This window comes from Limnohabitans sp. YIMB22184 (assembly GCF_048020265.1).
Lineage (GTDB): Bacteria > Pseudomonadota > Gammaproteobacteria > Burkholderiales > Burkholderiaceae_C > Limnohabitans_A.
In genome coordinates, this window is record NZ_CP171843.1 from 1,423,144 (window position 1) to 1,444,583 (window position 21,440).

The 21,440-nt window shown below is 62.5% G+C and carries 16 protein-coding genes; 6 read left to right on the forward strand and 10 right to left on the reverse strand.

The features are described from left to right. Nucleotides 1-102: 102 nt before the first annotated feature. The 5 genes from lpdA to ACHEXL_RS06765 form a co-directional block, all read right to left on the reverse strand. Nucleotides 103-1,530, reverse strand: coding sequence for a dihydrolipoyl dehydrogenase (gene lpdA, locus ACHEXL_RS06745; protein ID WP_416561200.1), 1,428 nt, complete (start codon nucleotides 1,528-1,530; stop codon nucleotides 103-105). A 60-nt stretch (nucleotides 1,531-1,590) separates the two neighbouring features. Beyond that, nucleotides 1,591-2,844 (reverse strand): 2-oxoglutarate dehydrogenase complex dihydrolipoyllysine-residue succinyltransferase, encoded by a 1,254-nt coding sequence (gene odhB / locus ACHEXL_RS06750; RefSeq protein WP_416561201.1) that lies wholly within the window; start codon nucleotides 2,842-2,844, stop codon nucleotides 1,591-1,593. 40 nt (nucleotides 2,845-2,884) lie between these two features. After that, nucleotides 2,885-5,752: a 2-oxoglutarate dehydrogenase E1 component gene (locus tag ACHEXL_RS06755; RefSeq protein ID WP_416561202.1), complete on the reverse strand. Its 2,868-nt coding sequence runs from the start codon at nucleotides 5,750-5,752 to the stop codon at nucleotides 2,885-2,887. Between the two features lie 208 nt (nucleotides 5,753-5,960). Further along, nucleotides 5,961-7,859: a propionate--CoA ligase gene (locus ACHEXL_RS06760; protein WP_416561203.1), complete on the reverse strand. Its 1,899-nt coding sequence runs from the start codon at nucleotides 7,857-7,859 to the stop codon at nucleotides 5,961-5,963. Between the two features lie 176 nt (nucleotides 7,860-8,035). Further along, a complete protein-coding gene (locus ACHEXL_RS06765) occupies nucleotides 8,036-8,641 on the reverse strand; it encodes an isochorismatase family protein (RefSeq protein WP_291924048.1) in 606 nt (201 codons plus the stop codon). A gap of 85 nt (nucleotides 8,642-8,726) precedes the next feature. Here ACHEXL_RS06765 and ACHEXL_RS06770 point away from each other — a divergent pair, with 85 nt between their 5' ends. Continuing rightward, entirely contained in the window at nucleotides 8,727-9,434 is a 708-nt protein-coding gene (locus ACHEXL_RS06770; protein WP_416561204.1) for a VOC family protein, read from the forward strand. Between the two features lie 28 nt (nucleotides 9,435-9,462). Here the strand turns inward: ACHEXL_RS06770 and ACHEXL_RS06775 are convergent, their stop codons facing one another. From ACHEXL_RS06775 to ACHEXL_RS06785, 3 genes are all read right to left on the reverse strand, one after another. Further along, nucleotides 9,463-9,957, reverse strand: a complete 495-nt coding sequence (locus ACHEXL_RS06775) for a hypothetical protein (protein ID WP_416561205.1) — start codon at nucleotides 9,955-9,957, stop codon at nucleotides 9,463-9,465. 35 nt (nucleotides 9,958-9,992) lie between these two features. Continuing rightward, nucleotides 9,993-12,098: a RecQ family ATP-dependent DNA helicase gene (locus tag ACHEXL_RS06780; protein ID WP_416561206.1), complete on the reverse strand. Its 2,106-nt coding sequence runs from the start codon at nucleotides 12,096-12,098 to the stop codon at nucleotides 9,993-9,995. Between the two features lie 192 nt (nucleotides 12,099-12,290). After that, a complete protein-coding gene (locus tag ACHEXL_RS06785; protein ID WP_416561207.1) occupies nucleotides 12,291-13,463 on the reverse strand; it encodes an Acg family FMN-binding oxidoreductase in 1,173 nt (390 codons plus the stop codon). A 104-nt stretch (nucleotides 13,464-13,567) separates the two neighbouring features. Between ACHEXL_RS06785 and ACHEXL_RS06790 the strand changes: the two genes are divergently transcribed. The 4 genes from ACHEXL_RS06790 to ACHEXL_RS06805 all read left to right on the forward strand — a co-directional run bounded on the left by ACHEXL_RS06790 (nucleotide 13,568) and on the right by ACHEXL_RS06805 (nucleotide 16,846). Continuing rightward, on the forward strand, nucleotides 13,568-14,473 hold the full coding sequence (locus ACHEXL_RS06790) for a LysR family transcriptional regulator (protein ID WP_416561208.1): 906 nt from the start codon (nucleotides 13,568-13,570) through the stop codon (nucleotides 14,471-14,473). 146 nt (nucleotides 14,474-14,619) lie between these two features. After that, on the forward strand, nucleotides 14,620-15,408 hold the full coding sequence (locus ACHEXL_RS06795) for a HupE/UreJ family protein (RefSeq protein WP_416561209.1): 789 nt from the start codon (nucleotides 14,620-14,622) through the stop codon (nucleotides 15,406-15,408). Nucleotides 15,409-15,439: 31 nt separating this feature from the next. Continuing rightward, nucleotides 15,440-15,790 (forward strand): DUF6488 family protein, encoded by a 351-nt coding sequence (locus tag ACHEXL_RS06800; protein WP_416561210.1) that lies wholly within the window; start codon nucleotides 15,440-15,442, stop codon nucleotides 15,788-15,790. A gap of 3 nt (nucleotides 15,791-15,793) precedes the next feature. After that, nucleotides 15,794-16,846 (forward strand): DMT family transporter, encoded by a 1,053-nt coding sequence (locus ACHEXL_RS06805; RefSeq protein WP_416561211.1) that lies wholly within the window; start codon nucleotides 15,794-15,796, stop codon nucleotides 16,844-16,846. Nucleotides 16,847-16,861: 15 nt separating this feature from the next. Here ACHEXL_RS06805 and ACHEXL_RS06810 read toward each other — a convergent pair whose 3' ends face one another. Then, nucleotides 16,862-18,040, reverse strand: a complete 1,179-nt coding sequence (locus tag ACHEXL_RS06810; RefSeq protein WP_416561212.1) for a YbfB/YjiJ family MFS transporter — start codon at nucleotides 18,038-18,040, stop codon at nucleotides 16,862-16,864. Between the two features lie 268 nt (nucleotides 18,041-18,308). On the opposite strand from ACHEXL_RS06810, the gene ACHEXL_RS06815 reads away from it, so the two are divergent. After that, nucleotides 18,309-18,929 (forward strand): excisionase family DNA-binding protein, encoded by a 621-nt coding sequence (locus ACHEXL_RS06815; RefSeq protein ID WP_416561213.1) that lies wholly within the window; start codon nucleotides 18,309-18,311, stop codon nucleotides 18,927-18,929. Between the two features lie 26 nt (nucleotides 18,930-18,955). Here ACHEXL_RS06815 and ACHEXL_RS06820 read toward each other — a convergent pair whose 3' ends face one another. Beyond that, nucleotides 18,956-21,436 (reverse strand): penicillin acylase family protein, encoded by a 2,481-nt coding sequence (locus tag ACHEXL_RS06820; RefSeq protein WP_416561214.1) that lies wholly within the window; start codon nucleotides 21,434-21,436, stop codon nucleotides 18,956-18,958. Between the last annotated feature and the right edge of the window lie 4 nt (nucleotides 21,437-21,440).

Sequence of the window (21,440 nt, forward strand, 5' to 3'; positions counted from 1 at the left end):
CTCTTCGATTCAAAACAAAACCCGGGACCAAGCCCGGGTTTTCAGGGATGCAGCACTTTAACCCAACTCACCCGGCGCTGCAGTGCCGGGCGCGTCAAGATCTCAGAAGTTCAGCGTGCGTTTGTCCACCGCCAAAGCGGCTTCCTTGGTGGCTTCGCTCAAGGACGGGTGCGCATGGCAAATGCGGGCAATGTCTTCCGCGCTGGCGCGGAATTCCATGGCGACCACCGCCTCGGCGATCAGCTCAGACACCTGTGGGCCCACCATGTGCACACCCAGGATTTCGTCGGTTGTGGCATCGGCCAGGAACTTCACCATGCCGGTCGTGTCACCCAAAGCGCGGGCACGACCGTTCGCGAGGAACGGGAAGGTGCCGGCCTTGTAGGCCACGCCGTCGGCTTTGAGCTGCTGCTCGGTGCGGCCGACCCAGGCGATTTCGGGGCTGGTGTAGATGACCCAGGGAATGGTGTTGAAGTTGACATGACCGTGTTGACCGGCGATGCGCTCAGCCACAGCAACGCCCTCTTCTTCGGCTTTGTGCGCCAACATCGGGCCACGCACCACATCGCCCACCGCCCAGACGCCAGGCAGGTTGGTTTTGCAGTCGCCATCCACCACAATCGCGCCGCGCTCGTCCAGTTGCAAGCCCACTGCTTCGGTGTTCAGGCCGATGGTGTTGGGCACGCGGCCGATCGACACGATGAGTTTGTCCGCGTCCAGCACCACGGCTTCACCTTTGGCGTTGATGTAATTGACGGTCACGCCCTTCTTGCCGTTGACGATCTCACCGACTTTCACGCCGAGTTCGATCTTGAGGCCTTGCTTGTCAAAGGCTTTCTTGGCTTCCTTGGCGATTTGCTCGTCCACAGCGCCCAGGAATGTAGGCAAGCCTTCGAGGATGATGACTTCTGCGCCCAGACGGCGCCAGACCGAGCCCATTTCCAGACCGATCACGCCGGAGCCGATCAAAGCCAGCTTCTTGGGCACAGCGCCCAAGCGCAAGGCGCCGTCGTTCGAGAGCACATTGACTTCGTCAAACGGGGTGCCAGGCAGCGCACGGGCGTTGGAGCCAGTCGCGATGATGACGTGTTTGGCCGTCAGGTCTTCTTCGGTCTTGCCCGCCACATGGATGGTGTAGCCGCCTTCGGCCTTGCCAGCAAAGCTGCCGCGACCGTGGAAGAAAGTGACCTTGTTTTTCTTCAGCAAATACAAGATGCCGTCGTTGTTCTGCTTCACCACGCTGTCCTTGCGGGCGATCATCTGCGCCACGTCCATCTTCACGCCCGTGGCGCTGATGCCGTGCTCGGCGAAGTGGTGGTTGGCGTGGTCAAAGTGCTCGCTGGACTGCAGCAGCGCCTTGGAGGGGATGCAACCCACGTTGGTGCAGGTGCCGCCAGGGGCTGGGCCGCCGGCCGCGTTTTTCCATTCGTCGATGCAAGCGACCTGGAAACCGAGTTGGGCAGCGCGAATGGCTGCAATGTAGCCACCGGGGCCACCGCCGATAACGACGACGTCGAATTGTTTGCTCATGGTGAATGTCTTCTGGATGAAAAACGCCCCCTGGGCAGGGGGCATTCAAAACAAGGGGATTTAGATGTCGAACAGCAGGCGGGCTGGGTCTTCCAGCGCTTCTTTCATGGCGACCAGGCCCAGCACGGCTTCGCGGCCATCGATGATGCGGTGGTCGTACGACATGGCGAAGTAGTTCATGGGGCGAACCACCACCTGGCCGTTTTCCACCATGGCGCGGTCTTTGGTCGCGTGCACGCCCAAAATGGCCGACTGGGGTGGGTTGATGATGGGGGTGGACATCATCGAGCCGAAGGTGCCGCCATTGGAGATGGAGAAAGTGCCACCAGTCATCTCTTCAATGCCCAGCTTGCCGTCTTTGGCCTTCTGACCGAATTCAGCGATCTTCTTCTCGATGTCGGCAAAGCTCATCTGGTCGGCGTTACGCAAGATCGGTACCACCAAACCACGGGGCGAGCCCACCGCGATACCGATGTCGAAATAGCCGTGGTAGACGATGTCGTTGCCATCGACCGAGGCGTTCAAGACCGGGAATTTCTTCAGGGCGTGCACAGCGGCCTTGACGAAGAAGCTCATGAAGCCGAGCTTGACGCCGTGTTCCTTCTCAAAACGCTCTTGCATGCGCTTGCGCATGTCCATGACCGGGGCCATGTTGATTTCGTTGAAGGTGGTCAGGATGGCGTTGGTCGACTGCGATTGCAGCAGGCGCTCAGCCACGCGGGCGCGCAGACGGGTCATGGGCACGCGCTGCTCTGGGCGGTCACCCAGATTGACGGCCGGTGCAGCCACTTGGGCCAACGCCTTGGTCGGCACGCCAGTGGGGATCACGGCGGCGGTGGACTTGACGCCACCGGCCACAGCAGACAACACATCGCCTTTGGTCACGCGGCCATCTTTGCCGGAACCGGCCACAGAGCCAGCGGCCAGGTTGTTGTCGGCCATCAGCTTGGCAGCGGCAGGCATGGCCACACCAGCCATGCTGCCGCCGGTGACTGCAGCAGCGGCCGCAGGTGCAGTCGCTGGAGCTACAGCAGGCGCAGCTGCAGGTGCAGCAGCTGCTGCACCTGCCTTGCCTTCGGTGTCGATGCGGGCAATCAGCTGCTCGGCAGTGACGGTGCCGCCATCGGCCACGAGGATTTCCGAAATCACGCCTGCGGAAGGCGCAGGCACCTCCAGCACGACTTTGTCGGTCTCGATTTCGATCAGGATTTCATCGGCCGCGACAGCTTCGCCGACTTTCTTTTTCCACTGCAGCATGGTGGCTTCTGCCACGGACTCGGAGAGTTGGGGAACTTTGACTTCTACGATCGCCATGTTGAATTCTCTTTAAAGGTTAAACGCCGGTTTGTTTGGATCACTTGGTCAGCACGAAGCCCTTGAGCTTCGAAAACGCGGCCTCGATGAGGGCTTTTTGCTGGTCCTGGTGCAGATGTGAGTAACCCACTGCAGGAGAAGCCGACGCGGCGCGACCGGCATAACCGAGCTTCTGCCCGGCCTGCATGTTCTCGTGGATGTTGTGCTGGATGAAGAACCAGGCACCCTGGTTCTGTGGCTCATCCTGGCACCACACGATGTCGGTGGCGTTGGGGTACTTTTTAATCTCGGCAGCGAACGCCTTGTGCGGGAAGGGGTAGAGCTGCTCCAGACGGATGATGGCCACGTCGTCAACGCCCTTGGCCTCGCGGTGCTTGACCAGGTCGTAATAGACCTTGCCCGAGCAAGCGATCACGCGCTTGACCTTGTCGGCCTTGATGTCCCGGGTTTCGCCGATGACGGTCTGGAAACTGCCTTTGGTGAATTCGGACACCGGGCTGGTGGCGTCCTTGTTGCGCAGCAGCGACTTGGGCGTGAAGATGACCAAAGGTTTGCGCAAGTCGCGCACCATCTGGCGACGCAGCACATGGAAGATCTGGCTGGCCGTGGTCGGCTGCACCAGCTGCATGTTGGTGTCGGCCGCCAGCTGCATGAAGCGCTCAACGCGAGCCGAGCTGTGCTCGGGGCCCTGACCTTCATAGCCATGCGGCAGCATCAGGGTCAGACCGTTGACACGGCCCCACTTGACTTCACCTGAAGCAATGAACTGGTCGATCACCACCTGGGCGCCGTTGGCGAAGTCACCGAATTGGGCTTCCCAGATCACCAGGGTGTTGGGATCGTTGGAGGCGTAGCCATATTCAAAGCCGAGCACAGCCTCTTCGGACAGGATCGAGTCGATCACGACGAAGGGGGCTTGCTTGTCGGAGACGTTTTGCAGGGCCACATAGGTACCGGTATCCCACTTTTCACGCTTTTGGTCGTGAATGACCGCATGACGGTGAGTGAACGTGCCGCGACCGCAATCTTCGCCGGACAAACGCACAGGGTAACCACTGGCCACCAAAGAAGCGAAGGCCATGTGCTCGCCCATGCCCCAGTCCACAGGCATCTCGCCACGGCCCATGGCAGCGCGGTCGTCGTAGACCTTTTTAACCAGCTGGTGTGGTGTGACCGATTCGGGGATGGTCGAGATTTTCTCGGCCAGACGTTTCCAGTCCGCCAAAGGAATGGAGGTGTCACCTGCGTCGGTCCACTTCTTGCCCATGAAGGGTGCCCAGTCCACTGTGAACTTGGTCTTGAAGTTGGTCAGCACGGGCTCGGTCGTGTTCTTGCCTGCGTCCAGCGCGGCGCGGTAAGCCTTGGCCATGTCTTCGCCCAGGGTCTCGCCCAGGCCTTGTGTGGCCAGCTTGTCGGCGAACAGCTTGCGCGTTCCAGGGTGGGCCGCGATCTTTTTGTACATCAGGGGCTGGGTCAGCGCCGGGGTATCTTGTTCGTTGTGGCCCAATTTGCGGAAGCACACGACATCCAGCACCACGTCTTTTTGGAACGTCATGCGGTACTCAAGAGCCAACTGGGTTGCCAACACCACGGTTTCTGGATCGTCACCGTTCACGTGCAGCACGGGTGCCTCAACCATCTTGACGATGTCGGTGCAGAACACGCTCGAGCGCATGTCGCGGGGGTCCGAGGTGGTGAAACCGATCTGGTTGTTGATGATGATGTGGACCGTGCCGCCTGTGGAGTAACCACGCGTTTGGGCCAGGGCAAAGGTTTCCTGGTTCACGCCTTGGCCACCAAAGGCGGCGTCGCCGTGCACCAGCACGGGCAGCACTTGCTTGCCCAAAGGATCGTTGCGGCGGTCCATGCGGGCACGCACCGAGCCTTCGACCACGGGATTCACGATTTCCAGGTGCGAGGGGTTGAACGCCAGGGAAAGGTGAACAGGGCCACCGGCGGTGTTCACGTCCGAGCTGAAGCCCTGGTGGTATTTCACGTCACCGGCCGGCAGGTCTTCGGGGGCGGTGTGGTCAAACTCGGCAAACAGGTCTGCCGGCAATTTGCCCATGGTGTTGACCAGCACGTTCAGGCGGCCACGGTGGGCCATGCCGATCACCACTTCCTGCACACCTTGGGCGCCAGCGGACTGGATCAGCTCGTCCATCGCCGCGATGAAGCTCTCACCGCCTTCCAGCGAGAAACGCTTTTGGCCCACGTATTTGGTGTGCAAATAACGCTCGAGGCCTTCGGCAGCGGTGAGGCGGTCGAGGATTTGCTTTTTCTTGTCAGCGCCAAAGTTCGGCTTGCTGCGGATGCTTTCGAGCTTTTGCTGCCACCAGCGCTTTTCAGCCTGCTCGGTGGTGTACATGTACTCGGCGCCCAAAGTGCCGCAATAGGTCTCGCGCAGCGCATTGAGCAACTCGCGCAAGGACATGTTGTTCTTACCAAAGAAGGTGTTGCTGGTGTCGAACACGGTTTCCTGATCGGCATCGGTGAAGCCGTAGAAAGCGGGGTCGAGGTCAGGAATGTTGGGGCGCTCGGTGCGCTTCAAAGGGTCCAGATCGGCCCAGCGCTGACCCACGTTGCGGTAAGCGGCGATCAGCTGCTGAACAGCGGTGCGCTTGCGGCCCATTTCGACGTTTTCGCTGGCCATGACCACTTTGGTGCCACCAGCTTTGGCGCGTTCGGCAAAAGCGTTGATGACGGGCAGGTGTGGCACGTCTTTGGCGTTGGAGCCGTCGACTGCGGGAACATGTTGGAGGGCGTCGAAGTATTCGCGCCAGGAGTCGGGCACGCTGCCTGGGTTGGCCAGGTAGTTTTCGTACATCTCTTCGACGTACGGACCGTTACCTCCGAAAAGGTGGGTGTTGCCTGAGTAGGCAGCGTAGACGGAATTTGTCTCGCTCATGATTCGCTGACCTCCGTTCCCCTCTGGGAAACATTAGTTGGTTGAGATTTACCTTCCGCGACACGGCTGAACCGGTTGGCGGATGCGACTGTGGCAGGGGAAGGGCCTGAGTACAGCGCGCATTGTGCCACGGCTTGTCCGATGTCTAACTTACAGGTTCTGGATGTGCCGATGAAAAAAGACCCCGGCAAAGCGGGGTCCAGGTTTATCAGCCTTTGATCAGATCAACGATCTGCTGCAATGCGGCTGGATCGTCCATGGTGGTCAGGTCGCCCGGATCGCGCCCTTCGGCCACGGCCTGGATGGCCCGGCGCAGCAGCTTGCCGCTGCGCGTCTTGGGCAAAGCCGAGACGAAGAACACGCGCGAGGGGCGGGCCACCGCGCCCAGCTGCGAGTCCACCACCTTCATGACTTCGCCTTCGAGCTTCAGGCGCGCTGCCGCATCGGTCAGGCCCGAGGTGTCCTTGGCAATCGCAAAGGCCATGGCCACCTGCCCTTTGAGCTGGTCGGCCACGCCGACCACCGCCACCTCGGCCACATTGGGGTGGCTGGAGATGCTTTCCTCGATCTCACGGGTGCCCAAGCGGTGACCGGCCACGTTGATCACGTCGTCGGTGCGGCCCAGAATGAAGTAATAACCGTCTTCGTCGCGCACCGCCCAGTCGAAGGTGCTGTAGACCAGCTTATTGGGCACGGTCTTCCAGTAGGTTTTGACAAAACGCTCGTCATCGCCCCAGATGGTTTGCAGGTTGCCGGGGGGCAAGGGGCCTTCGATGGTCAACACACCCTTTTGGTTAGCGCCAGTGAGCTCTTCGCCCGTCTGGTCGTCGACCAGTTTGACGTTGTAGCCGTAAATCGCCTTGCCGGGCGAGCCAAACTTGCTGGGCGCTTTTTCCACGCCGTTGCAGATGCTCAGAATCGGCCAGCCGGTTTCGGTCTGCCAGTAGTTGTCAATGATGGCCTTGCCGTTGAGGCCTTCGGAAATCCACTTGGCGGTCGGCTCGTCCAGCGGCTCACCCGCCAGGAACAGCGCCTGCAGGCTGGACAGATCGTACTTGGTCAGCAATGCAGGGTCCTGCTTTTTGAGCACCCGGATAGCCGTGGGGGCGCTGAACATGACCTGGACTTTGTACTTTTCGACCAGGCTCCACCAAATGCCGCCGTCCGGCCGGATGGGCAGGCCTTCGTACAGGATGGTCGCCATGCCGCCGATCAGCGGGCCGTAGATGATGTAACTGTGCCCCACCACCCAGCCGATGTCGCTGGTGCAGAAGAAGGTGCCGCCCGGCTTGCCCTCAAAGATGTTGGGGATGCTGGCGGCCAGGGCCACGGTGTAGCCCCCGGTGTCGCGCTGCACGCCCTTGGGTTTGCCGGTGGTGCCCGAGGTGTAGAGCGTGTAGCTGGGGTGCGTGGAGTCGACCCACACGCACGGCACCACCGCATCCATGTGCTTGGCGCGCTCGCTGGCGTAGTCCACATCGCGGCCGGGCACGGGGGTGAACGGTGCCAGATGGCGGTCCACCATGACCACCTTGGTCGGCTTGTGGGCGGACAGCTTGATCGCTTCGTCGAGCAGCGGCTTGTAGGGCACGCCCTTACCACCGCGCGAACCCGCATCGGCGCTGATGATCACCTTGGGCGAAGCGTCTTCGATGCGGGTGGCCAGCGAGTGCGAGGCAAAACCGCCAAACACCACCGAATGGATGGCCCCCAGGCGCACACAGGCCAGCATGGCAAAAGCGGCCTCGGCGATCATGGGCATGTAAATCAGCACGCGGTCGCCCTTGACCACGCCCAGGTCTTGCAAGATGGCGGCCATGCGCTGCACTTCGGCGTGCAGCTCGCGGAAGGTGTAGGTTTTTTCCTGATCGGTTTCGGTCGAGACGAAGATCAGCGCAGGCTGGTCAGCCCGCTCGGCCAGGTGGCGGTCCACCGCGTTGTGGCACAAATTGGTCTGACCGCCCACGAACCACCTGGCAAAAGGCGGGTTGCTGTAATCGCAGATTTGCTGCGGTGGAACTTTCCAGTCCACCAGTTTGGCCTGCTCGGCCCAAAAAGCGTCGCGGTCGTTGATCGAGCGTGCGTGAAAGTCAGCAAAGCTGCGCATGAATGTCTCCTGAATGCCGGCCAAATGAATTCCTGGAGGGTGCGCCAGCCCCGTGACGGACACCCTTCTGAATTCATAATTATGGGCAAGGGACTTGCAACAAGCTGACTTCAAGCCCCGCAAGGTTCAGCGCACAGCAGGCGCCTGACGGGGTGCCCACCCCTGCGCCTGTAGGTTCACTTGAACAGCGTTTGCAGCAGCTTGAAATCCGGGTGTTCGGCGGTGCGAACCCACTCGAACGCCACCATCTCGGCGGTCACCAACTCGGCCCCTGCCCCGGCCAAACGGTCATACGCGGCGTCGCGGTTGCGCTCGGTGCGCGAGCTGCAAGCATCGGTCACCACCCACACCTCGAACTCGTCTTCCAGCAGATCGAGCGCGGTCTGCAGCAGGCAAATGTGCGCCTCGCACCCGGCCAGCACGATGGTCTTGCGCGGCTCGGCCCCGGGCTGGGGCTTTTGCAGGTGGCGCGGCAAGCTGCGGGCGTTGCCGCGCGGGGCCTGCACCGGCTCGGGCTGCAGCCATTCGCCCAAGCCTTCCTCCACCGCGCTGAACTGCATCTTGGCCAGCACCTGGCGGCAATGGCTGCGGATTTCGGGGGGCATCTCGCCCAAACGCGAGGGGTTTTGCTCGGTGCCCCAGGTGGGCACATCCAGAGCCTGCGCCAAGGTGGCCAAGCGTGCCGCGTTGGCCCAGACGGCATCGGCGTCCAGCATCGCGGGCTTCAGGCGGGCCTGAAAATCCACCAGCACCAATTGGCTTTCATCTGCATCGATCAACATAAAGACTCCCAAAACGTCAGCCACGATTGTCGCAGGCGCGGGCAGGCATCCGTTATGCTCAGCGGCAAGCTCTGTTCTTGAAAAAATGAAAACACAAATTGACCACCTGGTGGTGATGGCCTCGACTTTGGACGCAGGCGTGCAATGGTGCGAGGAGACTCTGGGCATCACCCCCGGCCCAGGCGGCGAACACGAAAAATACGGCACGCACAACCGGCTGTTCAAAATTGCATCGCCCAAATTTCCTCTGGCTTACTTTGAAATCATCGCGATCAACCCCGGTGCAGTCATCCCCAAACGCTCACAGGTGCCCCGCTGGTTCGACATGGACGACAAGGCCTTGCAAAAAGCCGTGGCCGAGCAACCCCGGCTGATCCACTTCGTGACCAGCACCGATGACATCAAAGCCGCCCGGCATGTGCTGCGCACCCAAGGCATTGAACGCGGCCAAGTGGTGCACGCCAGCCGCAAGTCGGGCAAAGGCACCCTGAACTGGCAAATCACCGTGCGCGAAGACGGCGAGCGCCTGTTCAACGGCACCTTGCCCACCTTGATCCAATGGGGCAAGCCCGATGCCACCGACCCGCTGCGTCTGCACCCGCGCAACAGCCTGCCCCGCTCGGGCGTCACCCTGCAAAGCCTGGCGGTGACCCACCCGAGTGCTGCCAAACTGCAAGCCGCCTACGATGCGGTGGGCCTTGAGGGCATCAGCGTCAACGAGGGTCCGGCCAATCTGGTGGCCACTTTGCAAACCCCAAAGGGACTGGTCCAGCTGCAAAGCCTGGGAATTTGAGCCCCAACGCAGCCGGGCTCAGCATGCTTCAGCGTCGCCCACTGCCCGGCCTGGCAAAGTCGGCATCCACCCAGGCCTGGGCTGTTTGCCGGTTCAGCTTGAAACCCGCCTCCACCTTGACTTCGGCGAGCGCGTCACCACCCTCGTCCTGCGCACGCAGCACCGCGTAGGGGTTGTCCTCGTCGGGCACGATGCGCAGCAGCACCGTGACGCGGCTGTCCTGGCCATTGACGGTCACGCTCTGGTTGAGCTGCGCGTGCAGCTGTTGCTCGCTGCGGCGCACAAACTCGCTGGCGGTTTTGACCAAGGTGATGAAGGCCGTGCCGTCCAGCGGCTTGGGGTTCTTTTTGTCGCGGCCCATGGTCCAGGGGCCGACCAGTGCGGGCTCGGATTCACCGGCCTTGAACATCGCCACCGCCCAGCCGTCATCGTCCTCGTTTTTGATGACCTGGGCCGTCCATTGTTCGTCTTGCCAAAGGCGAGGTTCTTGAACCAGGGGCGTGTTGTGTGTGTCGTCGGTCATGGAGGGCTCAGAAAACAGGGAGTGGCGATCATGCCTCAAGGCTGCAAATGCAACGCCAATAAAAGCACCTGGCTCGCCCCCTGCTCGCGCAAGAGCGCTGCCGCCACTGTGGCCGTCCAGCGGGTGCGCACATCGGTGGCCACCAGCAGCACCGGTCCGGCGGGCAGTGCGGCATCAGGTGCCAGGCGAATGGCCGACTCCAGGTGCGCCACCACGGGCGTTGAGGCGCTGTCGTCGGGCGCCGGACCGCCGCGCCAGCTGAACACGTCGTGCAAGGGCAAGCGGCCTTTTTGGGCGATGTGCGCCGCCAATTGCCGGTTGGCGGCCATGTTCTGCGCGGGCAGCGGCACCACACACACGGGCCGCGCAGGCCAGGTTTTGGCCCAGCGGCCCAGTGTGGCCACGGCCCCGGCCAGCAGCTCAGGCGGCACCTCGCCTGAGCCTGCGCCCTGCCCGCCTGTGGCCAAGCGCAGCGCCTGCAGCTCGGCCACCCAGCCCGGGTCATCGGCAAAGGCCACCGCACGCCCCACGTCAAAGCCGCGAATCGCGCCCTTGCGTCCCACCCCGGCGGGCCAGCGTTTGCGCGGCTCGATGTCCACGTCCATGCCGCGCAAAAAGTTGCGGGCGGCGATCAGCTTGTCTTGTGAGGGCGACAGCCCCGGAAAGGGCAAATGCCCGGTGCACACCGAGCAGCGCCCGCAGGGCGCGGGCGAAGGGTCGTCCAGCGCGGTCTGCAAATACGCCATCAGACACCCCTGGCCATGCGCATACTGGCGCATGATGCCCGCCTCTTGCTGGCGCACCTGGGCCAGCGCCGTCCATTTGGCACTGTCGTGTTCATAGGGCACGCCCGTGGCGCGCCAAGTGGGGCCGTCTTTGTCCACCACGCCTTCAACGGCCAATATTTTGAGCAGCGCTTCCAGCCGCCCCCGGCGCACGCCCGTGTCGGCTTCGATCTCCAGCAAGCTGCGCCCGTCGTTGCCCAAACTGCTCAACACCTTGGCGGCCGTGGCCGCGTCCGGAATCGACGCGGTGGCGAAGTAATCCCAGATGCGTTCGTCGGCATCGGACGGCAACAACACCCCTTCGGCATGCGCGACCGCCCGGCCCGCCCGCCCCACCTGCTGGTAATAGGCCACCGGGGTCGAGGGTGAGCCCACATGCACACAAAAGCCCAAGTCCGGCTTGTCGTAACCCATGCCCAGCGCCGAAGTGGCCACCACTGCCTTGACCTGGTTGTGGCGCAAACGCTCTTCCACTTTCAGGCGCGTGTCGGCGTCGGTCTGACCGCTGTAGGCCTCCACCTCGTGGCCGCAGCTGCGCAAAAACGCCGTGAGCCGCTCGGCTTCGGCCACGGTCAGCACGTACACAATGCCCGAGCCCGGAAGCTGCTCCAGGGCATTGGCGATCCAGGCGTAGCGCTGCAAGGGCGACAAACCCGGCACCACCGACAGCGTGAGCGAGGTGCGGGCCAGCGTGCCGCGAAAAGTCACCGTGCCCGCACCCAACTGCTTGCCAATGTCCAGCGTGACCCGCTCATTGGCCGTGGCCGTGGTGGCCAGCACGCTGGCAGTGGGCGTCGAGAGCAGCGCCCGCGCCAGCCGCTGGTAGTCGGGCCGAAAGTCAAAACCCCAGTCGCTGATGCAATGCGCCTCGTCGATCACGATCAGACCCACCCGGGCCAGCAAAGCGCCCAGCCGCGCCGCAAAACGCGGGTTGCCCAGCCGCTCGGGCGAAACCAGCAACACGTCGATGGCGTCGGCGTCCAGCCGCTGGAACACCTCGTCCCAGTCATCGAAGTTGGTGGAATTGACCGTGGCCGCTTTCAGGCCCGCCCGCTCGGCTGCGCTGACCTGGTCGCGCATCAGCGCCAGCAAGGGCGACACCACCAGCGTGGGGCCCGCGCCCGTGCTGCGCATCGCGTGCGTGGCCGCCCAATACACCGCCGACTTGCCCCAGCCCGTGGCCTGCACCACCAGCACCCGCGAGGCCGGTTGCAACACGGCATGCACCGCGTCTACCTGGTCGGCCCGGGGCACCGCACCTGGCCCGGCCAAACGGGCCAGGATGGTGTGCATGTGCTGCTCGGCGAAGTCGCGGGTGAGCGACGTTTGCACTGGCGATTGGCTGGGTGTGTTCATGGGCTCCCCTGTCCGCCTGGTCCGGCGTTCTTTTGATCATGGGGCATTGTGCAACGCCGATGGACGGGGTGAACACCCGGTGCATCGTTGTAGGTCGGACCTTCCCGCCCGACATACATCACCCCACAGCGACACACTCAAACAGCATGGGTCTGCCAAGTCCGTCGGACCTGAAGGTCCGACCTACGAAGACTACGCAGAACGATTGCCCTTGACCAAATGTGCCTCCAGCCCCCGGCGCGGCGCGGGCCCGATGGCCGGGGCGTGGCCCAGGCGCGTCCACATTTGCACCGTGTGCCCCCGCTCGGCAGCGCCCAGCAACTGGTGCACCGCCTGGTAGTGCGGCTTTTGCTCGGGGTATTCCTGCAAGGCCTGCGACAAGGGGTGCATGGACAGGCCCTGCGCCGTGGCGGCCAGTTGCGCCCGCACATAGGCGCGGCCGGCCAGCAGTTGGGTGATGCGGTCGTTGCGCTCGGTGCTCAGCCAAAAATAAGCCGGGGTGCTGGCAATGGCGGCATTGAAGCGCTCCAGCTGGCCCTTGATTTCCGAGCTGTCTGGGGCCGAGGCCTTGGTGCGGTCAAACAAACCCAGGGCGTTGAGCGCCCGCACCATGGGTGAGTTCAGCGAGATACCGTCGCGGTGCTGGGCAATTTCCTTCGGGCCGATGCGCAGCACATGGTAGGACTCCAGCAGCGTGCGCGGCGTGACCAGCTCGGTGCGCCAGGCGTCCATGGCAATCTGCGCGTGGCGGGCCATGGCGGCCTCTTCGCCCCGGGTGACCAGGCCCAATGTCACGGGCAAACCCTTGACGCTGTCACGCACTGCCTGCAAGGCAGCGGCGTCGGGCGTGCGGGTCTCGTAAACACCCTTGTGGGTGTGGCGAAGGAACACCTGCGCAAACAAGGGGTCGGGCTGCACCTGCGCGTCGCGCACCAGCCGGATGCGGGCCGTGGGCCGCGTGTCGGGGGCTTGGGCGCTGTATTCGCCTTCGGGGAACATCGTCACCTCGGTGCGGTAGCCGCGCTGGCGGGCTGCCAAGTCCAGCACTTCGATGAAGGTGCCCTGGCTGATCACCAGCTGACGGGAGAGCGGATCGGTCTCGGGCAGCAGGCGCGTCATGTCCATGCGCAGCACGATGGTGTCAGGCGTGTCCAAGTCCACCAGCCACGACTGCAGGTTGTGCGCGTGGGGTGCCAGCAAGGCGTGCGACAGCACCCAACGGCGGATCTCCAGGCTGTCGGCCGGGGGGTTCCAGGCCGCAATCGCTTCGGGCGGCAGACTGCTGTCGCAGCCGGTCAAGCTGGTCACGGTGGCGGCGGCGATGAATCCGCCGCCTGCGATGCGCAACATTTGTCTTCTGTTCATGGTGGGGCTCTTCGTTAAAAAGTGTTCAAAAAGGTCTGAGGTGGATTGTCTGGACCTCAGAGAAATTGCACAATTGCATAAAACCAAACACCAGCCATTCATTCATGAATACCTCGAACTTCAACTGGGCGCTCATCCCCTCTTTTTTGGCGGCCCTGGAACACGGCAGCCTGATGGGCGCAGCCCGCGCCACCGGGGTGAGCCAGCCCACGCTGGGGCGGCACATCGCCGAGCTGGAAGAGCAACTCAAACTCGTCCTGTTCGAGCGCACCGGGCGCGGCCTGCAGGCCACCGCACAAGCGCTGGAACTGGCCGAGGCGGCCCACGCCATGCAAGACGGTGCGGCGCGGTTTTCTCGGATGGCTTCGGGCTCAGGGCAAACGGTGAAAGGCCGGGTGCGGCTGTCGGCCAGCCAGCCGGTGGCCTGCTTTTTGTTGCCGCCCATCCTGGCCCGCATGCGCCAGGCCCTGCCCGATGTGGTGATGGATTTGCTGGTCAGCAACTCGGTGAGCAACCTGCTCATGCGCGAAGCCGACATGGCGCTGCGCATGGTGCGGCCCGAGCAAAGCAGCCTGGTGGCCAAGCACATTGGCCAAATGGCCCTGCGCGCCTGCGCCAGCCACAGCTATTTGCAGCGCAAGGGCACACCGCTGCAACCCGCCGACCTGCTGGCGCACGACCTGATCACGGGCGACCGCCACACCGAGATCGAAGACGGCTTTGTGGCGCTGGGTTTTCCGGCCAGCAGCCTGCGCCACGGTCTGCGCACCGACGACCTGAACGCCCAATGGGCTGCGGTGCAAGCCGGGCTGGGCGTGGGCTTCATGAGCGAGCACCTGATCGGCTCAGACCCTACGGTCACCGCCATCCTGCCCATGATCGAGCTGCCCGTGTTGCCCATCTGGCTCACGGTGCACCGCGAGCTGCGCACCAGTGCGCTGATGCGGGCGGTGTTTGACTTTTTGGCTGATGAGGTGCCGCTGGCACTGGCCGGGCCTGCGCAGCCTTGACCCTCCTTCGTGCAGGGGAAGCCCTTACCCAAGCGCGCAACACGGTTGCGTTCGTAAAATTGAAACCAAATCCTTGGAGAGCCGTGGCAGCTCTCCCGCAGGCCCTGTCACATCCTTGCTTCACCTGCACAACCGTTCCCTGATCTATGAAAAATTTCCTGACACGCCCTGTGCTGGCCTGGCTGTTGTGCGCTTTGCCAGCCCTGGCCTGGGCCCACGGCATTTCCGACGAAGACCGCCAGCGCATGCTCGACGGCGGCAACCTCCAATACGTGGGCTTGGGCGCCAGCCACATGCTCACGGGCTACGACCATTTGTTGTTCCTGTTCGGCGTGGTCTTCTTTTTGACCACTTTCAAGGACATCGCCAAATTTGTCACCGTCTTCACGCTGGGCCACTGCATCACGCTGATCTTCGCGACCTATTTCAAGATCACCTGGAACTTCTATCTGGTCGACGCCATCATCGCCCTGAGCGTGATCTACAAGGGCTTTGACAACAACGGGGGCTTTCAAAAACACATGAACATACCCTCGCCCAACCTGCTCAAGGCGGTGTTTGTTTTGGGCCTGCTGCACGGCTTTGGCCTGTCCACCCGCTTGCAGCAGCTGCCCTTGGGCGACGACCCGGTGGCCATGCTCTGGCGCATCCTGAGCTTCAATGTGGGTGTGGAATTCGGCCAGATCGCCGCCTTGAGCGTGATGGTGACGGTGCTGGCCCTGTGGCGACAGCGCCCCTCGTTCCAGCGATTCAGCCACCTGGCCAACCTGGGCCTGATTTACGCCGGCATTTACCTCTTGTTCACGCAGTTGCACGGCTACCAGCACGACATCCACCCCGACAGCTTCCGCTTCCCCGCAGCCGAACACCAGCATGCGCACGAGGACATGGACATTCAAAACACCACCGACGACAGCCGCAACACCTTGAAATGATCGTCTGATTCCAACACCGACTGGACACCCCATGAACAAAATCACCCTCGCCGCCTTGACCCTGTGCACCGTCTTGTGGACGCCCACCACATGGGCCGACCCTGGCGGCAGCTGCCACTTTCACGGCAAAAAACCTGCGGCTGAAGCCACCGTGAGCGGCTGTGCGCTGCAACGCAAAGACGCGCTGATCAAAAGCGGCAAACTCGACACCAGCTGGCGCACGGTCAAGCCCGCCAGGATCGAGGCTGTCGATGGCCCAAAGGGCCAGGAATGGAAAGTGACGTTCAAGGACGCCCCAGCCAAAGACAAATCCAAGGAGACCCTCTACATGTTCTTCACCTTGCCGGGTAACTTCATTGCGGCCAATTTCACCGGTCAATAAAGGGTGAGCCCCACGTCCCCCCATCCCGCCCTTCGCGGTAGCCTGCTGGCTTTGCTCTCGGCGGCGCTGTTCGGGCTGAGCACGCCCCTGGTGCAAAGCGTGGGCCAAGGGCTGGGGGCGTTCACGACGGCTGCATGGCTGTATGCCGGTGCTGCAGTCGTGGCGTGGCTTGCAAGACGACCGGCTACCCAAGAGGCACGCCTCCAGAAAAGCGATGGCCCCAGACTTTTGGCCATGGCGGGCACCGGTGCCGTGATCGCCCCGGTGGCTTTGGCCTGGGGTTTGCAGCACACCAGCGGTGCCAGCGCTTCTTTGATGCTCACGCTGGAAGCTGTGTTCACTGCGCTTTTGGCCTGGCGCTGGTACGGCGAAACCTTGGACAAAAGGGTGGGCGCGGCCGCAGCTTTGTTGCTCGCTGGCGGCTTGGCGCTGGTCATTGAACAAGGCAACTTGGGACAGGTTCGGCTTTTGGGCTTGCTGGCCGTGATGCTGGCCACCGTGGCCTGGGGGGTGGACAACACCCTGTCGCGCGGCGTCGCCGATCGCGATCCGGGCCAGGTGGTGGGGGTCAAAGCCACACTGGGAGCAGTGTGCACCGGGGCATTGGCCGTTCTTTTCAGAGAACCCGCCCCATTGCTCAGCCAAGCCAGCGTGCTGGTCGTCATCGGTGCCACTGGCTATGGCTTGAGTTTGCGTTTTTATTTGCTCGCGCAGCGCACCTTTGGCGCGGCCCGCACGGGCTCTGTTTTTGCATTTGCGCCCTTCATTGGCGCATTGGGTGCCTGGGCCCTGGGGGACCGCTCTGGCACTTGGCTCATGGTCTTCGCCGGGCTGTTGATGCTCATGGGCATTGCGCTGCACCTGATGGAGGCCCATGCCCACATGCACACCCACGAAGCGCTCGTACACGAACACGCTCACCGCCATGACGACGGACACCACAACCATGTGCACGACCCAATGCCGACCGGCGCACACAGCCATCGGCACCGACACGAAACCATCACCCACACCCATGCCCACGTACCCGATGCCCACCATCGGCATGGCCACTGAGGTGCGGGGACAAGGTCAGTCCTGAGGGTCTTCCGGCAAGGTGGCCAGCAAGGCCATGCCCAGCAGCATGACCCCGGCGGTCAGCCACAGTGCACCCTTGAAGGTGCCTGTGGCCTGGGCCATAGCCCCAGCCACCACCGGGGCGACCATTTGCGCAGCACCGTAACTCAAGGTCAAACGGGCCATGGCTTTGCCGGGGTTGTGCGGGGCCCTGCGCCCCACCAGGGCCAAAGTCAAGCTGACAATGCCGATAAAGGTCGCGCCATACCCGATGGCCCCCCAAAGCGCAGCAGCCAATGAGCCCGACACGGCGGGCAGCACGACCGACACAGTCTGCAAACCAAAAGCCAGCAGCAAAGCCCGGGTATCACCCAAGCGGCGGGCCACTTTGTCCCACACGAACACCGCGGGCATGGCCGCCAAACCGACCAGCGCCCAAGCCAGTGCGCCCTGTCCTGCCAAGGCGGGTTCGCGCTCGACAATGGCCACGGTGAAGGTGGCGCTGATGACAAAACCCCAACCTGCCGCAAAGTAACTGCCCGCCATGGTCAGCATCCAGCGGCGCGACACGGACGGCCCCGAGCTGCTGGCCGCCGACGGGGCCACAACAGCCGGCACAGGCGGCCGCCACAGCCAGGCGGGCACAAAAAACACCATGCCGATCACTGCAAATGCCAACCACTGCGATGACCAGTCGGGCCATAAAAACGACAAGCCCCAGGCCCCCAAAGCCGACACCACCACGCCCAAGCCGATACCGATGAAGTACAGCCCCAGCTCCGGGCGACGGCCCTGCCGCATCAGCCAACCCAGCACCAAACCCGAGCCCAAGAGCATGCCGCCGGCACCACACAGCCCCCCCAGATAACGCGACAAGCCCCAAGCGGGCATCCAGGTGGTGAGCGCCATGGCCGCCGTGGTCAGCAAGGCCATCCACAAGCCCCAGCCGTACAAACGGTGACGCCAGCGCACGTCATCGATCCAGGCCACAGCCAAGGCACCCGAGATGTAGCCTGCGTAGTTGATGGCGGCCAAGCCACCGGCTGCGGCATCGCTCAAACCGGTCTGCAATTGCATCAGGGGCAGCAAGGGGGTGAAGGCGAAACGGGCCAAACCGATGGTCAAGACCAGGCCGCAAATGCCGCCCGTGATGACTTGCCAGGGTTGTAGGGTGGAAGTGGGGACTGAAGACATGTGCCTGCATCGTAACGGTGCGCGGCTGAGCAGGCAGTCGCGCAAGTGGTCCGATCAAGCAGCCCAGCTCTAAGGGAGCATCATTTTTGGTAATTATTTTTGAATTTTCAATAAATTCATTGAAAACATCCCCAATTGGGGATGTTCTGTGGAATTGCTTTTCTTGACAATCGAAATTGTCAATTCAATGACGAAAAGCCAATTTACAAAAAACAAACAAACACCCAAGCGTGCCCAAACCCTGGCACCACCGAGAGAGCCCAGACCCATGTTGACCGACACCGAAACACGAGAACCTGAAACCACGGAATTTCTCACCAGCTCGCAGGCCGCCAAGCGCTTGGGCCTCTCGATGGCCACCATCCAGAAATTGGTCGACAACAACATTCTTCAAGCCTGGAAAACATTTGGCGGGCACCGCCGCATTTCACTGGCCTCGGTTTTGAGCTACCAAAGCGCGAACAATTTTGTAGAACCAGCGCACATGCCCACCGACCGCCGCGCCAAAATCATGATGGTGATCGACTCCCCCGAGCTGACACATCGCCTGAAAAAAGATGTGAACCAATGGAACTTGCCGCTCCAAATTTCGTTTTTGGAGTCCTTGACAGAGGCTTTGTTGGAATTGCTGAACGAAAAACACGATCTGCTGGTCGTTCAGATGACCGAGCCGCGCAAGCAGCAGGAAAAGGCCCTGGGAATTTTGCAAAAATTCATGGGAGCTCGGCACACGGTGGCGCACACCCTGGTCCTGAGCACCGAGGAGGATTTGCTGCCACCAGCCAAATCGGGGGGCCAAGCGGTCAGCATTCAGGTGCTCCACAAAGACTTGTCTGCCGTTTGGCTCTCCGCCTATTTGTCGGGCTTTGTCGCGCAGCGCCGCGCCTGACTGCAAAACCGCTTCGGGCCAGTGTCTCAGGGCCGCAAGGTCATGTGGTGCAAAGCGGCTTTTGGCTGTTGCTGCAAAGCCAGGTAACCCCCTTGCGCCCACAGTCTTGCCATGTTGCGGCTGCGCGGGTCAAAAACGTGGCCCGACTGGCCGGTCTGGTAAATGAAAACCGATTGACCCGCTTCACTCAGGTCGTACACCGCCCGCATCGAGGCCGCATGCCGGTTGGCAAAAGGCGCTTGCTTGTCGTTGGCCCAATACTGACCCACATTCACGGTGAACAAATCCCCGGCACTTTCCACCCGCACATCGAACAAGGCGTTCAGGTAAGGCACCTTGCCAAAGGGCTTGTGGCTGCTGATGGCCGGGTGCCAAGCCCCCCAACGCCACGCCTTCACGTCACGACCTTGGCTGGCTGCGATGCGGTCGAGCGCTCGCGTAAGCGCCGAACTCACTTGCGCGGGGCAACCGGCCGGGCCACACCAAAACGCGTCAGAGCGGTCCAAAATCCCTTCCACAGCGGCCCTGAAATGGCGCTTGCCGTACAGCGCCTGAAAGCGTTCGGCCCCCAGATGCGGCACCAACAAGCCACGCGTCAGCTCATCGGCCCAGACGTTCAGCACCAAAGCCGCAGCGCTGTCGGTGCGCATCTGGCCGTCAAAGCCGGCCAACAGCTTCAAAGCCGCCGGGGCCAAGGGATGTTGTGAACTGACTTGACCCAGCTTGGCCTGCAAGTTTTTGGCCCCCAGGGACAGCACATCGTTCTGGATGGCCTGCATGCTTTGCAGGCTGTGGCGAGGCGTGGCCGCCAGCAACTGCTCGATGCGCTCAAAGCGCTCGGGGGTCGTCCAGTCACCACCCACAAAATGGGCATAACCGGGCGGTAGGATGTTCTGGTTCGCGGTAGCGTGCCAACCCCTTTTCTCGATCTGGGCCGCATCCACCGCCGGGTTTTGCGCGTAGGGCAACCAACCCGTCCAGTCGTATTGCGCCAGCCAGCCTGGCGCAGGGGCCACGCCGCGGATGTCGTTTTGGGCAGCGCGAACAGGCACTTTGCCCACCGCTTTGTAGGCTACTTGACCTAAGGTATCGGCCATCACCACGCTTTGCATGGGCGCATGGTGCTCGGCAAAGGCGTCTTGCAGTTGGGGCACGGTTTGCGCCCAGTTGGCTTGCATCCCGGCTTCGATGGTTTTGTTGTCGGGCGTGAGCGCCGACCAGCGCAGGCTGACGGCATAGCGGCTCGCTTCGATCAGGCCTTGGTATTGCGGCTGCACATCGCTGATGACCGGGCCATGGCGGGTGCTGCGCACCTTGAGCGCGACATCGGCCTGTCCTTTGACCCGGATGGTTTCGCTGCGCTCTGCGAAAGCGGCCCAGCCTTCGGGCGTGCGGTAGTGGCCGGGTCGGCCCGCGTCAAGTTGCTCCAGGTACAAGTCCTGCACATCGGGGCCGGTGTTGGTGAAACTCCAGGCCACGCCCTGAGTACGGCCCAGCACCACAAAGGGCAAACCTGGCAAAGTGGCACCGATCACGTCCAGCGCGGGGTGTTTGTGGCCGCCGGGCAATTCACCCGCCGGGGCTTGGAGGTGGGCGTAGTACCAGATGGCCGGAGAACTCAGGGCCAAATGCGGATCATTGGCCAAAAGGGGTTTGCCCGAGACGGTGCGGCTACCTGGCACCACCCAGTTGTTGCTGCCTTTGCCTTCCAGAATGCCCATGTCGCGCACCCAGTCGGCCGACCATTGGGCCAGAGGGGTGATGGGAACTTGCGCAGAGGCGGTTTTGCCTCCTGAGGATACATAAACGCCCAATCCCCGGTACATAGCGGGCAAGTCCACCGCCGTGGCTGGTTTCTCTCCGGGGTAAGCGGGCAAGAGCTGCCACAGTTGTTCGTTGCTCAGGACCTGGCCCGCCGACAAGCGGGCAAACTCCTGGCCCCAGTTGCCGCCCAAGTCCAGGGCCATCATCAGGGCCCAGCCCACACTGTCTTCGGGCATCCAGGCTTGGCCATCGGCACCGCTTGCCTGGGTGCCCAGCAATTTGAATTCGGGCGAAGGACGCACTGCGCCACTTTGCCAAGCGGTCTGAATGCCCTCGCTGTAAGCCTGCAAGGCGGCCTGGGTGGCTGGCGACAGGCCTTTCAATTGCTGCTGGGCCATGCCGATGATGCCCAGCGTGCGCATCAGCTTGTCGGTGTCCAGCGTGGCCTTGCCCAAAATTTCAGACAACTCGCCGCGCATGACACGCCGGTTGAACGCCATTTGCCAGCCGCGCTCCTGCGCATGCACAAAGCCGATGGCACGCCAAGCGTCCAAGGCGTTGCTGGCATTGATGTGGGTCACATCCGAAGCGTCACGGGTGATCTGAACCGGGCCGGACAGGCCCTGGAGCGAAATTTCGCCATCGAGTTGGGGCATGCCGCGCAGCAAATGGACACTGAGGGCCCCACCTGCCGCCAAAAGGGCGACCACGGCCACCAACAGGATTCTTGCGATCCATTTCATGCTT